Here is a 12963-nt window from a genome sequence, read left to right as displayed (position 1 = left end):
GCAGGCGCCTGCCGTGGCGGCATCCGCGGCGCAAGTTCGGGAGGAGATCTCACGCAATGAAGGCGGTTTGGGAGCGGATGCTCCTCCCAAGCGTGAGATCTCCTTCGCGGTGAGTGCTCACAACGTGTGCATGCTCGGAACGGGATGCCTGATCGCCACCGCTGCCCGACCGCAGAGCACCTGAGGCTCAGGCGCCGGGTGCGTGCCGCTCGATGCTCTCCAGCAGCAGCTCGAGCGCCGACTCCCAGGCCCGCGGGTCGCGCACGCCCGGAAGGCTGTCGCCGGCCCAGACGATGTTCGGGAACTCCTCGGGGTCGAGCCGACGGTAGTCCATCTGCCAGGTGAGCTCGTCGGCGTCCTGCACGTCGGCGGGGAGCGCCGTGAGCGCGGCCTGGATGCTGGATGCCGAGCGGATCAGCTGTCCGAGCGCGCGGGCGTACAGCGCCGCCTGCTCCTTGTCGTATCCCCCGCGGCGGAGGGCTCCGATCGAGAACTCCATCGACGAGAAGTCCGTCGGGCGTCGCAGCGCCATCTGCAGCGCGAACTCGGGGTAGCGCATGTAGTGGCCGTGGATCAGGTGCGCCTGCGTTCGCAGGTCGGCCAGCCAGTCGTCGGTCGCGACCATGCCGCCGCTGTAGGAGCGGGCCCGGAGGGTGTCGATCAGGGCGAGGAGCAGCTCGTCCTTGTCGCGGAAGTGCCGGTAGATCGATGTCGGGTGCGCGCCGAGCTCTTCGCCGATGGCCTGGAAGGTCAGGCGATCGAGGCCGTCGCGCTCCACGACGCGGTCCGCGGCGGCCACGATGATCTCGCGGCTGAGCGAGTCGCGTGCGCGGCGAGGACGTGCGGGGCTGCCGCTCGTGCGGGTCGGCGCCTTCGCCGGACCTGCGGCCTTCCGAGTCGCCATCGAGATGCTCCGTTCCGCTGTCGTCATCGCGCATCGTTCGCGCAGAGATCACGGTACCCCACGCTGGTCACGGCTCCTGTCATGCTCGTCGACAATGCCGGGATCCCTGGTCCGATGTCGTAGCCAATGCTATAGTCAACGGCATTGGCGACGACGAGGAGGAGCAAGGATGCTGCACACCCCGGAAGACTCGACGACAGCGATGATCGATCAGCGCTTCGCCGTGCCGTACCTCATGACCGTGCGCCCCGCCGCGGGCGGGTCCGACGCGGCCCTCGTGGTCGAGAACCACCCCGACGGCGCGCGCGGACGCCTCTGGCATGCGCCGGATGCCCCGGGGGAGCTGCTGCCGTTCGCGGTGAGCATGGGGGCGATCGTCGCGCCGGACGGGCGCTGGGTCGTCGACCTCGACGACGGCGGGGGCTCCGAGGTCGGTGCTCTCGTCGCGACATCCGTCGACGGATCCGAGCGCATCGCGCTCACCCCCGGCCGCGAGCCCTATGTCCTCCGCGGGCTGGAGTTCTCGTTCGACGGCTCCGCGCTCATCGCCACGGTCGTCGACGAGGAGGGCTTCCATGTGCTGACGATCCCGGCTGCCCCCTGGGGCGAGCCGACGGTCGTGTACTCGAACCCGATCGAGGCCTGGTTCGGGAAGCCCTCGTCCGACGCGACGCTGGTGTCGATCGACACGACCGATCACAATCCCGGCATCCGTCGTCCTCGCATCACGGTGGTGGATGCCGCGACCGGCGGGACCGTCGCGACGCTCGACGACCTCCCCGACGGCCCGGTCCGCGCGGTGCGGTTCTCGTCCCTCCCCGGCGACGAGCGCCTGCTGCTCAACACCGAGCGGAGCGGCTTCTCGCGTCCCGCGATCTGGAACGTCCGTACCGGCGCCCGTCAGGACTTCGACCTGCCCGCGCTCGCCGGAGAGGTGATCGCGCTCGACTGGCATGCGCCGAGCGGGCGCCTCCTCGCGGTGCACGTCGACGCCGGCATCCATCGTCTGCTCGAGATCGACGAGGCGGACGGCTCGGTGCGGATCGTGCGCGAAGGCGGCAGCTTCGTGGAGCCCGACGTCGCGAACCTGCATCCGCACTACTGGACGTCGTACTACGCGCCGAGCGGCGCCGTCCGCGCCCTGCGCTCGAGCTGGGCGGTGCCGCTGCACGTCACGGAGATCGCCGACGATGGCACCGAGACGACGCTGATCGCCCCCGCGCCCGTGCCGCCGGGGCGGCCGCTCACCTCGACCCTGGTCACGAGCGCCGACGGCACCCGGGTGCAGCTGTGGTCGGGGCGCCCCGCCGATCGCGAGCCGATCGGCACGATCCTCGAGATCCACGGCGGGCCGAACCTGGTCACGGTCGATCGGTACGACCCGGCCGCGCAGGCGTGGCTGGAGGCCGGCTTCGCCTTCGCGTCGCTCAACTACCGCGGCTCCGTGACCTTCGGCCGCGACTTCCGCGAGGGGTTCTGGAACGTCGGCGGCGACCGCGAGATCGAGGACGTCGCCGCGGCGATCGCCTGGCTCCGCGAGCAGGGTCTCGCCGACCCCGCATCGACCTTCATCACCGGTGCCTCGTACGGCGGTCACATGACGCTGCTGAGCGTCGGCCGGCTTCCGGAGCTGTTCGCCGGCGGCCTCGCCCACGTGGCGGTCGCCGACTGGTCGGTGACCATCCAGGCCATGAATCCGGCCGTGCGCTCGGTCTGGAGCTCGTGGGTCCCGCCCGAGCTCGTCTCCCGCTTCTCGGCGATCTCGTACCTCGATGACGTGCGCGCCTCGGTCTGGATCAATCAGGGCTCGATCGACACCCGCACCCCGGTGGTGGGCGTGCAGGGTTACGTCGACCGGCTGCGCGCCGGCGGCGGGGACGCCGTGCTCGACATCTTCGAGGGCGGGCATGAGCCCACCGGGCTCGAAGGCGCCGCTCACGACCAGCGCCGCATGCAGGAACTGGCCCTCCGCACCCTTGCCGGAGAGCGCTGGGACGCCACTGGCATCGCTCCTAGTCACGAACATTGACTAAAGTGCTTGCTATCTCTTCCGGTCGGCTCTAGAGTCAGACCACCACCCGCACCACAGCACCTCTTGCACTGTTCCTTCGTCGCACGCTCACTGGAGATCCGTCCATGTCGAAATCACTGCTTCGCACCGCTGTACCCTCTTCCCGGCCTTCCCGTCGCGGCATCCTCGCTGCTCTGACCGCGGCCGCGCTCATCGGCTCCCTGGCCGCCTGCAGCCCGTCGCCCGCCCCGACCGAGACGAACGAGGAGGTCGCCGTCGTCGACGGCGGCGAGATCGTCATCGGCGCCGAGCAGGAGCCGGACTGCACCGACTGGATCGCCACCTGCGGCGGCTCCATCTGGGGCTCGTACATCATGCAGATCCCGACCATGCCCGGTGTCTTCCAGACCCGCCTCGTCGACGACGAGTGGCAGCCGGTGGCCTCGGATCTCGTCACGGGCGAGCCCACCACCGAGGTCGCCGCCGACGGCACGCAGACCATCACCTACGAGATCAACCCCGACGCGGTGTGGTCCGACGGCGAGCCCATCACCTCGGCCGACTTCGAGTACACCGCGCTGCAGATCCGCGACGGCGACGACATCTTCGACAAGACCGGCTACGACCGCATCACCGCGATCGACGCGAGCGATCCGAAGACCGTCGTCGTCACGCTGAACTCCACGTATGCGGGATGGCGCACGCTCTTCAGCGTGTACGGCGTGATGCCCTCGCACCTGCTCGAGGGTCAGGACCGCGCGGCGATCATGGCCGAGGGCTACGACTTCAGCGGCGGGCCCTGGAAGATCGAGAAGTGGACCAGGGGCACCTCGGTCACGCTCGTGCCGAACGAGAACTACTGGGGCGAGAAGCCGCACCTCGACAAGGTCACGTTCCTCTTCCTCCCCGACACGACCGCCGCGTTCCAGGCCCTCAAGAGCGGACAGGTCAGCGCCCTCTACCCGTCGCCGCAGCTCGACGCCCTCACGCAGATCGAGGCGGGGCTCCCCGGCATCAAGTCCCAGGTCGACGCACGCAGCGGCAACCTCGAGGCGATCTGGCTGAACAACGCCGCCGCCCCCTTCGACTCGGTCGCCGTGCGCCAGGCGCTCGCCTACTCGATCGACCGCGACGCCATCGTGAAGCGCCTGTTCGGCAGCCTCGGCATCGATGAGGCGCAGCAGAGCTTCAACTCGCCCATGGTCGCGCCGTTCGCATCCGACGACTTCTCGCAGTACTCGCTCGATCTCGACAAGGTCGACGAGCTGATGGAGGGCGACGGCTGGAAGAAGAACGGCGACGGCGTCTGGGCAAAGGGCGGCGAGACCGCGACCTTCTCGATCAAGACCCTCGCCGGCAACAAGCGCCGCGACCTCACGGTGCAGGTGCTGCAGTCGCAGCTGGCGGATGCCGGGTTCGAGATGACGATCGACCAGGTCACCCCTGCCGACCTGTTCGGCACGATCGCTCCCGAGGGCGATTTCCAGGCCGGCATCTGGGCGCTCGTCGACACCTTCGCCGACCCCACGCTCAGCGCGACCTTCTCGTCGGTCAACATCCCCAGCGAGGCGAACGGCTTCTCCGGCATCAACTTCTATCGCACGAACATCCCCGGACTCGACGATCTGCTCAGCCAGGTCGACAACGAGATCGACACGGATGCCCGCATCGAGGTCTCGCACGAGGCCGACGCGCTGATCGCCGAGAACGTGCCGTCTCTCCCGCTCGACACCGTGCCGAACGTGCTGCTGTGGGACGAGAAGATCGGCGGTCCGCTGCAGATCAACCCCATGGAGGGTCCGTTCTGGAACCTCGCCGAGTGGGGACTCGCGGGCTGAGCCCGCGGTCGGACACGGACGCGGACAGGAAGGAGGCGACGTCATGATCACGTTCATCACACGACGGGTGCTCTACTCGATCCCGGTGATCCTCGTCGCCTCCTTCGTGCTGTTCTGGGCGGTGCGAGCGACGTTCGACCCCCTCGCCAAGCTCCGCCTGGCGCAGGATCCGACCGCTCTCTCCCGCGAGATCGAGCGGCTGGGCCTGGATCGCTCGATCCCCGAGCAGTACTTCCTCTGGCTGCGGTCGATGGTCGTCGGGGACTGGGGCCTGAGCACCCGCACCGGCACCCCGGTGCTCCCGCTGATCGGCGAGGCGCTGTGGCCCACGCTGCAGCTGGCGTTCTGGGGGCTGCTGATCGCGGTCCTCATCGCGGGCGGAGTGAGCGTCTACTCGGCGGTGCGGCAGTACTCCCTGGGCGACAATCTGCTCACGGGTGCCTCGTACCTCGGCATCGCGATGCCGGCGTTCTGGTTCGGCCTCATCCTCATCCAGACGTTCGCGGTCTGGCCGAAGGAGGCGTTCGGGCTCAGCGAGCCGCCGCTGTACTTCATCGGGCTCAACTCGCCGGGGCAGACCGGCGTGCTCGACTACATCCGCCATCTGATCCTGCCCGTCGCCGCGCTCATGATCGCCCTCATCGCGTCGTGGAGCCGGTTCGGCCGTGCCGCGATGCTCGATGCGCTCTCGAGCGACTACGTGCGCACCGCCCGGGCGAAGGGCGTGCCGCGCCGCCAGGTGATCTGGCGGCACGCGGTGCGCAACTCGCTCGCCCCGTTCGTCACGGTCGTCGCGCTGGATGCGGCGATCCTCATCGGCGGGCTCGTGGTCACCGAGCAGATCTTCGCGATCCCCGGCATGGGGCGTCTGTTCCTGCAGTCGCTCGTCGCGGGCGACGTGTTCGTGCTGCTGCCCTGGATGATCGTGGTCGCCGTGGCGGTCGTGATCTGCAACCTGGTCGCCGACATCGCCTACGCGGTGCTCGACCCGAGAGTGAGACTGTCATGAGCGGTGCCGGCATCGCGGGGCGCGAGGAGCTGCTCGCCGAGCAGGAGCCGCAGAAGGCGCCCACCCGTCAGCTGTTGAAGGGCTTCCTGCGGCACCGACTCGGCGTGGTGAGCCTGATCGTGCTGGTGATCCTGCTGATCGCGTGCTTCGGCGCCGGCTGGATCGCTCCTTATCCGCAGGGGCGCCAGGACCTCCTCACCGGGCCCACCCCGCCCTCGGGGGCGCACTGGCTCGGAACCGACGAGCTCGGCCGCGACTACCTCAGCGAGATCCTCTTCTCCGGCCAGATCTCGCTCGCGATCGGCCTCGCCGTCGCCCTGCTCGCGACCGTCGTCGGCACGGCCCTCGGCGCGATCTCGGGCTACGTCGGCGGCTGGATCGGCGAGCTCATCATGCGCATCACCGACCTCTTCCTCATCGTCCCCGCGATCGCCCTGCTCGCGGTGATCCTGCAGGGGCTCGGGCCCTCGCCGACGACCATCGTCCTCGCGCTCACGGCGCTCGGCTGGACCTACATCGCCCGGGTCGTGCGAGCGCAGGTGCTGTCCCTCCGCGAGAAGGACTTCATCGACGCGGCACGCGGCATCGGAGCATCCGGCATCCGCATCGTCGTCTCGCACCTGCTGCCGAACCTCGCCGGGGTGATCGTGGTCGCGATGAGCCTGGCCGTGGCATCCTCGATCATCGCGGAGTCGACGCTGAGCTTCCTCGGGTTCGGGGTGCAGCCGCCGCAGACCAGCTGGGGCTCGATGCTCAGCCAGGCAGCCGGCTACGTCGGCACCCCCCAGGTGTACCTGCTGTACTTCCCCGGACTCTTCATCCTCGTGACCGTGCTGTGCGTGAACTTCATCGGCGACGGACTGCGCGATGCGCTCGACCCGCAGGGGAAGAACCTGTGAGCGGCGACGAGGTGCTGCTGGAGGTCGAGGACCTGTCGGTCAGCTTCCCGACGGATGCCGGACTCGCCAGGGCCATCGAGGGCGTGTCGTTCGTGCTGCGCGAGGGAGAGACGGTCGGGATCGTCGGGGAGTCGGGATCCGGCAAGTCGATGACCGCGATGGCGATCATGGGGCTGCTGCCGAAGAAGGCGGTCGTCACCGGGTCGATCAGATTCCGCGGCACCGAGCTGGTGGGGATGTCGGATGCCGCGCTGCGCGAGGTGCGCGGCAAGGACATCGCCGTGGTCTTCCAGGACGCGCTCACCGCTCTCAACCCGGTCATGCGCGTCGGCGAGCAGCTGATCGAGGCCGTGCGCGTGCACCGTCCCGACACCACCCCGGCCGAGCGGAAGGCGCGGGCGATCGAGCTGCTGGACGTCGTCGGCATCCCCTCGCCCGAACTGCGCGTCGATCGCTACCCGCACGAGTTCTCGGGCGGCATGCGCCAGCGCGTGATGATCGCGATGAGCATCGCCAACGAGCCCGACCTCTTGATCGCCGACGAGCCGACGACCGCGCTCGACGTGACCGTGCAGGCGCAGGTGCTCGAGGTGCTGCGCGAGGTGCAACGCCGCACCGGCACGACGGTGCTGCTCATCACCCACGACCTCGGCGTCGTCGCCGGCACCGCCGATCGGGTCATGGTCATGTACGCGGGCGGGCTGGTCGAGACGGCCGATGTCGATCCGCTCTTCTACGAGACCGCGCACCCCTACACGGCGGGGCTCCTGGCGTCGCTGCCGCGGATCGACCGGCGGGCGTCGCGCGACGAGAGGCTGTACCAGATCGCGGGTCAGCCGCCGGTGGCGACCGCATGGCCTGCCGGGTGCCGCTTCGCTCCGCGCTGCGCGCACGCGGTCGCGGGGCTGTGCGATGCGGCGGTTCCGCCCGCGGTGCCGGTGGGCTCCGGGCATACAGCGGCCTGCGTGCGCGTGGACGAATGGCAGAAGGAGGCGGCGTCATGAGCACGAGCCTGACCGTGCAGAACCTCGTCAAGGAGTACAAGGTCGGTGGCGGTCTCTTCGGCCGCACGCGCGACGTCGTGCAGGCCGTGTCGGACGTCAGCCTCTCGATCGACGGCGGACAGACCTTCGGCCTCGTGGGCGAGAGCGGATGCGGCAAGTCGTCGCTCGGCCGCAGCGTCGCCCGACTGCAGACCAGCGACGGGGGCTCGATCCGGCTCGGCGCCGATGACATCACCGGCGTCGAGGGCGGGCGGCTGCGGGCGCTGCGCCGGCGCGTGCAGTTCGTGTTACAGGACCCGTACGCCTCGCTCAACCCGCGCAAGTCCGTGCGAGCGACGCTGACCGAGCCGCTCGTGATCCACGGGCTGCACCGCGGTCAGCACGAGCGCCGGGTCGAGGAGCTGCTCGCGCAGGTCGGGCTCAACCCCGCGCACGCCGACCGCTTCCCGCACGAGTTCTCCGGAGGTCAGCGGCAGCGGCTCGGCATCGCCAGGGCTCTCGCCGTGGAGCCCGAGGTGATCGTGCTCGACGAGCCCGTCAGCGCCCTCGATGTGAGCGTGCAGGCCGGAGTGCTGAACCTGCTCGACGACCTGCAGCGCGACCTCGGGCTCACGTACCTGTTCATCGCGCACGACCTGTCCGTGGTGCGACACCTCAGCGACCGCGTCGGAGTCATGTACCTCGGCAAGCTCGTGGAGGAAGGACCCGTCGACGACCTGTACGAGCGGCCCCGGCATCCGTACACCCAGGCGCTGCTGTCGGCGATCCCGGTTCCCGACCCGCGGGCCGAGCGGGCGCGCGAGCGCATCGTGCTGACCGGCGACGTGCCGAGTCCCGTGTCGCCGCCGAGCGGATGCCGCTTCCGCACCCGCTGCTGGAAGGCCACCGAGGTGTGCGCCGAGGTGGTGCCCGAGCTCGAAGACCACGGCGGCACCCACCGGGTCGCCTGCCATCACCCCGACGAGCTCGACGTTCTCTGACCCCCGCCTCGACCGGAACGATCGCCCTGCTGCAACCGGAAGGAACCCCATGACGACCACCCACCGCATCGCCGTGATCGCCGGAGACGGCATCGGCACCGAGGTGATGCCGGAAGGGCTGCGGGTGCTGCGCGCCGCGGCGTCCCGATTCGACATCGACCTCGAGTTCACGGAGTTCGACTTCGCGAGCGCGACCTACTGGCAGCAGCACGGGCGTATGCTGCCGGACGACTGGTTCGAGACGCTGCGCGGCTTCGATGCGATCTACTTCGGGGCGGTCGGCTGGCCCGACGTCGTTCCCGATCACGTGAGCCTGTGGGGGAGCCTCATCCAGTTCCGGCGTGCGTTCGACCAGTACGTGAACCTGCGGCCGGTGCGGCTCATGCCCGGCGTGGTCTCGCCGCTCGCCGGTCGTGAGCCGGGCGACATCGACTTCTACGTGGTGCGCGAGAACACCGAGGGCGAGTACTCCTCGATCGGCGGCAGGATGTTCGAGGGCACCGACCGCGAGTTCGTGCTGCAGGAGACCGTGATGACGCGCACCGGCGTCGACCGGGTGCTGCGCTACGCGTACGACCTGGCGCAGCGCCGCGAGGCCAAGCACCTGACGTCGGCGACCAAGAGCAACGGCATCTCGATCTCGATGCCGTACTGGGATGAGCGCGTCGCCGCGGTCGGCGCCGACTACCCCGAGGTGCGCCGCGACCAGTTCCACATCGACATCCTCACGGCGAACTTCGTGCTGCACCCCGACTGGTTCGACGTGGTCGTGGCGAGCAACCTGTTCGGCGACATCCTCTCCGATCTCGGTCCCGCCTGCACCGGGACGATCGGCATCGCGCCGAGCGCCAACATCAACCCGGAGGGGGACTTCCCCAGCCTGTTCGAGCCCGTGCACGGCTCGGCTCCCGACATCGCCGGGCGCGGCATCGCGAACCCGATCGGGCAGATCTGGTGCGGCGCCATGATGCTCGAGCACCTGGGCCACCCGGATGCCGGAGCCGCCGTGCTCGCCGCGATCGAGGACGTGCTCGCCCGCGGAGCGGATGCCGCGCCCTTCACCCCCGACCTCGGCGGCACGGCGACCACGGTCGAGCTCGGTGCCGCGATCGCGGAGGCCGTCGCGGGGTAGGGATCGCCGCGGCCCACTCGTTCGGGAGGAGTTCCCGCCGTCGGGCGGACGTGCGCACGGAAAACCTCCGCCCGACGCGGCGAACTCCTCCCGACGACGCGTACCGCCGAGGACCATCAGCGCAGCTGCGGCACCGCCGTGCTCGGTTCGTTCACGATCGCCTCGAGGTCGGCACGAAGCCCGGTCGCGCGCTCGGGCACGCTCGGCAGGGAGATCTCGGCGCAGCGACGGGCGAGCTCGAGGTCACCGGCCAGCGCCGCGACCCGCGCCCAGGTGAGCAGGTGGGCCGGATGCGGAGGATCGACCACTGCCGCGCGCGCCGCCTCGTGGAAGTCCTGCGGCCAGGTGGCGAGCCGGCCGAAGAAGGCGCTGGACTGCCGGTCCCACTCCGAGACGAGGAACGACACCGACTCCTGCGCCTCCTCGGCGGTCGAACCGTAGACGAAGTCGGGGTCGTGATTGTTGCGGAACCCGGGGATGATCGACGACCGCCAGGCGCAGTCCGCTTCGCGGATCTTCGTCGGATCGATGACGTGACCGGAGATGTCGCCCAACAGAGTCAGATGCACGCCCACGTCGATGCGGAAGACGCCGCGCCGCGGCTGGTGCACGACCTCGACGACGTGCACGACCGGGTCGTCGGCGCGGCGCAGCACGTCCCCGTTGCGCGCGAAGCCCTGCGCCTTCAGGAGCGGGAAGAAGTGCTCGCGGAGGAGCGCGGTCGTCGTCTGCTTGTCCACACGGGAATCGTAGCCAGACCGCGGCGTCATCCGCTGGGACGGCTGGTCGTGCGCGGGGATCGGATCAGCGAGCCGGTGGTGGTCGCGCGCCTCCGGGCGGCGACCGAGCTGATCTGGCGCGGGATGCTCAGCTCTTCGTGAGGTCCTGCGCGAACATCACCAGGATGCCGCTGGGGCCGCGGAGATACGTGAGCTTGTAGACGTCCTGGTAGTTCGCGACGCCACGGAGAGGGTGGTAGCCGTGCCGGGCGGCGATCGCCAGCGACTCGTCGATGTCGTCGACCGCGAAGGCGATGCGGTGCATCCCGATCTCGTTGGGCAGCGTGGGCTCGGTCTCGATCGCCTCGGGGTGGATGTACTCGAAGAGCTCGATCTGGCCTTGGCCGTCCGGCGTCTGGAGCACCGCGATCCTGGCGTGGTTGCCGTCGAGGCCGACGGCCGTGTCGGCCCATTCTCCGCTGACCTCGTCGCGGCCGAGCACGGAGAGCCCGAGGTCGGAGAAGAAGGAGATCGTCTCGTCGAGGTCGCGCACGGCGATGCCGACGTTCTCAAGTCTGATTGCCATGAGGGGATGCTACTCGCGCACGCCGACGTCGGGTTCGGCCGGATCTACTCGAGCCACTCCGTGATGAAGCGGTCGCTCGCATGCACGTGGGTGGCCTCGTAGGTGCCGCCGTCGAGCACTTCGAAGCGATGGGTGACGAGCGAGGGGACGACGAGGATCTGCCCGCCCACGCCCACGACCTGCTCCTCGCCGACCGTGAACAGCGCGCGGCCGTGGTGGATCACGAATGTCTCGGCGTACGGATGCCGGTGCAGTCGAGGCCCGCGGCCCGGAGTGGTGATGTACTCGCGCATGATGCTCACGGGCGAGCCGAGCAGACGACCCTCGATGTCTTCGTCGCGGCTCACGTCTCTGGGTTGGATGGTCACGCCTCCTCCGTTCACGCCCTCAGGGTACGCCGATCGCTCTCAGCGGCCGAGCTTCTCGGCGCAGGCGACGCAGTGGACGGCGAACGGCCGCACCTCGAGGCGCGCCGGCGGGATCGGCCGCCCGCAGTTCGCGCAGACGCCGTACGTGCCGGCATCCATCCGAGCGATCGCCTCGTCGACCTGCCGCAGTTCGGATGCCGCGGCCTCGGCCAGACCCGTCAGGCGCGACCATTCGGATGACAGGGTGACGCCCTCGGGATCATGCTCGTCGTCGTCGTTCGAGCCCTCGCGATCATGCGTGAGTTCGTCGAGGGTCGCGGCCGTGGTGCTGACCCGTTCCGCCGCCTGCGCGCGCAGCTCCTGCAGGAGTGTGCGCAGGTCGGCCGTCATCCCCTCACCCTAGACAGAGGCACCGACACGCCGCGGTGCGAGTCGTCGGTGCCCATCGGTGGCTCATCGTGCGACGCCGCCGCGGCCGGGCGTCACGGCACGCTCGCCGGTTCGCGCCTCGCGACCCGAGCGGTGCCCGTGCACATAGGCCCCGGCATCCGCTCCCTGACGCCCGCGTGCCCGGCGCGTCGGCATCCGGTCGATCACGGCGTCCACCCGTTCGCGGCGGGAGGCGAGCACGAGGTCGGTGCCGCTGCCGGATTCCTCGATGATGCGGCGACGGCTGTCGTCGATGCGCTCGGCCGCGCCGGCCGCGAACCCCCGGATGAACCCGCTGCGCGCGCGCCGCCTGTCGCCTTCCGTGCCCCACCCGTAGTCGTCGCGCCGGGCGGCCCACCACGCCCGCATCGCCACCATCGCCTGCACCTCGAGACTCGCGGTGAGCGCGCGCGCCTGCTGCGCGTCGGAGGCGTAGCCCACGAGGTAGAGGACCGACCCGGCCGCCTGGTCGGCGTGCAACGGGCGCACCGTGTCGAGCGCCAGCGCCACCCGGGTGCCGAGCTCGCGCATGTCGCGCGCGTAGACCCCGGTGAAGACGATCCGCTCCTGGACGATCTCCTCACCGGACTGACCGGATCGGGCGCGGCGCTCGTCGAGGCGCGCCTGCTCGATGCCGTATTTCACCATCAGCCGCTCGGCGTGCTCGGTGAGCGCCTCTGCCTCCTCGGGCGTCGTGCTCTCGGCCTTCGCCAGCAGCTGGGCGATCAGGTCCAGTTTCGCTTCGGTCATGGGGTCCCCTTTGCTCGTGATGCTCTGCATCCTCCGAGGGGGGTCTCCCATTCCGGCGCCCTTCGCCGGGTTCGGTGAAGAAGGTCGTTCAGCGGCTCGCTGTGGACGAGAAGTCGCCCCGTCGTGCTGCGCGCGTCGACGAGCCGCGCGACCGGGGTGAGTGCGGCGGAGCCGCGGGTCAGCCGAAGATCAGCGTCAGCACGGTCGCGCCGCCGCCGCCGAGGATCAGCGCGACGATGACCGTCCAGGCGATGATCCGGATGCGGCGGTTGCGCGGCTCGCCCAGGTCGCCGTAGTCGTCGTCGGGCTTGCTCAGTTCGCTCATGCGTTTCGT

General features: G+C 69.9%; 14 protein-coding genes. 7 read left to right on the top strand and 7 right to left on the bottom strand.

Going from position 1 to position 12963, the window contains the following annotated elements; all coding sequences use genetic code 11:
- Positions 1–187 precede the first annotated feature (187 nt).
- On the bottom strand, positions 188–931 hold the full coding sequence (locus tag LBN7_RS08615; protein WP_207769982.1) for a TetR/AcrR family transcriptional regulator: 744 nt from the start codon (positions 929–931) through the stop codon (positions 188–190).
- Between the two features lie 142 nt (positions 932–1073).
- Between LBN7_RS08615 and LBN7_RS08610 the strand changes: the two genes are divergently transcribed.
- The 7 genes from LBN7_RS08610 to LBN7_RS08580 all read left to right on the top strand — a co-directional run bounded on the left by LBN7_RS08610 (position 1074) and on the right by LBN7_RS08580 (position 9777).
- Positions 1074–2933 (top strand): alpha/beta hydrolase family protein, encoded by a 1860-nt coding sequence (locus tag LBN7_RS08610; protein WP_407361553.1) that lies wholly within the window; start codon positions 1074–1076, stop codon positions 2931–2933.
- Positions 2934–3040: 107 nt separating this feature from the next.
- Complete coding sequence (locus LBN7_RS08605; protein WP_341946764.1) at positions 3041–4753, top strand: ABC transporter substrate-binding protein; 1713 nt, start codon at positions 3041–3043, stop codon at positions 4751–4753.
- Positions 4754–4796: 43 nt separating this feature from the next.
- The gene (locus LBN7_RS08600; protein WP_116636198.1) at positions 4797–5762 is read left to right on the top strand and encodes an ABC transporter permease; all 966 of its coding nucleotides are present in this window, start codon (positions 4797–4799) and stop codon (positions 5760–5762) included.
- Positions 5759–6661: an ABC transporter permease gene (locus tag LBN7_RS08595; protein WP_116636197.1), complete on the top strand. Its 903-nt coding sequence runs from the start codon at positions 5759–5761 to the stop codon at positions 6659–6661. The genes LBN7_RS08600 and LBN7_RS08595 overlap by 4 nt, the downstream gene beginning before the upstream one ends.
- Positions 6658–7665, top strand: coding sequence for an ABC transporter ATP-binding protein (locus LBN7_RS08590; protein ID WP_407361552.1), 1008 nt, complete (start codon positions 6658–6660; stop codon positions 7663–7665). Before LBN7_RS08595 ends, LBN7_RS08590 begins: the two co-directional genes overlap by 4 nt.
- Positions 7662–8645, top strand: a complete 984-nt coding sequence (locus LBN7_RS08585) for an ABC transporter ATP-binding protein (RefSeq protein ID WP_407361551.1) — start codon at positions 7662–7664, stop codon at positions 8643–8645. Before LBN7_RS08590 ends, LBN7_RS08585 begins: the two co-directional genes overlap by 4 nt.
- A gap of 49 nt (positions 8646–8694) precedes the next feature.
- Positions 8695–9777: a tartrate dehydrogenase gene (locus LBN7_RS08580; protein ID WP_407361550.1), complete on the top strand. Its 1083-nt coding sequence runs from the start codon at positions 8695–8697 to the stop codon at positions 9775–9777.
- Positions 9778–9893: 116 nt separating this feature from the next.
- Here LBN7_RS08580 and LBN7_RS08575 read toward each other — a convergent pair whose 3' ends face one another.
- The 6 genes from LBN7_RS08575 to LBN7_RS08550 all read right to left on the bottom strand — a co-directional run bounded on the left by LBN7_RS08575 (position 9894) and on the right by LBN7_RS08550 (position 12954).
- On the bottom strand, positions 9894–10517 hold the full coding sequence (locus LBN7_RS08575; RefSeq protein ID WP_407361549.1) for a hypothetical protein: 624 nt from the start codon (positions 10515–10517) through the stop codon (positions 9894–9896).
- A gap of 127 nt (positions 10518–10644) precedes the next feature.
- Positions 10645–11082, bottom strand: a complete 438-nt coding sequence (locus LBN7_RS08570) for a VOC family protein (protein WP_116636194.1) — start codon at positions 11080–11082, stop codon at positions 10645–10647.
- Between the two features lie 44 nt (positions 11083–11126).
- Positions 11127–11450, bottom strand: a complete 324-nt coding sequence (locus LBN7_RS08565; protein ID WP_407361548.1) for a cupin domain-containing protein — start codon at positions 11448–11450, stop codon at positions 11127–11129.
- A 39-nt stretch (positions 11451–11489) separates the two neighbouring features.
- Positions 11490–11840 carry a TraR/DksA C4-type zinc finger protein gene (locus tag LBN7_RS08560; RefSeq protein WP_341946757.1) on the bottom strand — a complete coding sequence of 117 codons (351 nt, stop codon included), beginning with the start codon at positions 11838–11840 and terminating at the stop codon, positions 11490–11492.
- 63 nt (positions 11841–11903) lie between these two features.
- Complete coding sequence (locus tag LBN7_RS08555) at positions 11904–12629, bottom strand: DUF2786 domain-containing protein (RefSeq protein WP_407361547.1); 726 nt, start codon at positions 12627–12629, stop codon at positions 11904–11906.
- A gap of 178 nt (positions 12630–12807) precedes the next feature.
- Complete coding sequence (locus tag LBN7_RS08550; protein WP_165808094.1) at positions 12808–12954, bottom strand: hypothetical protein; 147 nt, start codon at positions 12952–12954, stop codon at positions 12808–12810.
- Positions 12955–12963: the final 9 nt, after the last annotated feature.

Source organism: Microbacterium sp. LBN7 (assembly GCF_045690345.1).
Taxonomy (GTDB): Bacteria; Actinomycetota; Actinomycetes; order Actinomycetales; family Microbacteriaceae; genus Microbacterium.
The sequence above is the reverse complement of the archived record's forward strand: the minus strand, read 5'-3'. Positions and strand labels throughout refer to the sequence as shown.

Excerpts from the sequence above, each read along its gene's own strand:
- LBN7_RS08605 (WP_341946764.1), top strand. The coding sequence starts at position 3,041 with ATGTCGAAATCACTGCTTCGCACCGCTGTACCCTCTTCCCGGCCTTCC.
- LBN7_RS08610 (WP_407361553.1), top strand. The coding sequence starts at position 1,074 with ATGCTGCACACCCCGGAAGACTCGACGACAGCGATGATCGATCAGCGC.
- LBN7_RS08555 (WP_407361547.1), bottom strand. The coding sequence starts at position 12,629 with ATGACCGAAGCGAAACTGGACCTGATCGCCCAGCTGCTGGCGAAGGCC.
- LBN7_RS08600 (WP_116636198.1), top strand. The coding sequence starts at position 4,797 with ATGATCACGTTCATCACACGACGGGTGCTCTACTCGATCCCGGTGATC.
- LBN7_RS08570 (WP_116636194.1), bottom strand. The coding sequence starts at position 11,082 with ATGGCAATCAGACTTGAGAACGTCGGCATCGCCGTGCGCGACCTCGAC.
- LBN7_RS08595 (WP_116636197.1), top strand. The coding sequence starts at position 5,759 with ATGAGCGGTGCCGGCATCGCGGGGCGCGAGGAGCTGCTCGCCGAGCAG.
- LBN7_RS08560 (WP_341946757.1), bottom strand. The coding sequence starts at position 11,840 with ATGACGGCCGACCTGCGCACACTCCTGCAGGAGCTGCGCGCGCAGGCG.
- LBN7_RS08585 (WP_407361551.1), top strand. The coding sequence starts at position 7,662 with ATGAGCACGAGCCTGACCGTGCAGAACCTCGTCAAGGAGTACAAGGTC.
- LBN7_RS08550 (WP_165808094.1), bottom strand. The coding sequence starts at position 12,954 with ATGAGCGAACTGAGCAAGCCCGACGACGACTACGGCGACCTGGGCGAG.
- LBN7_RS08615 (WP_207769982.1), bottom strand. The coding sequence starts at position 931 with ATGACGACAGCGGAACGGAGCATCTCGATGGCGACTCGGAAGGCCGCA.
- LBN7_RS08580 (WP_407361550.1), top strand. The coding sequence starts at position 8,695 with ATGACGACCACCCACCGCATCGCCGTGATCGCCGGAGACGGCATCGGC.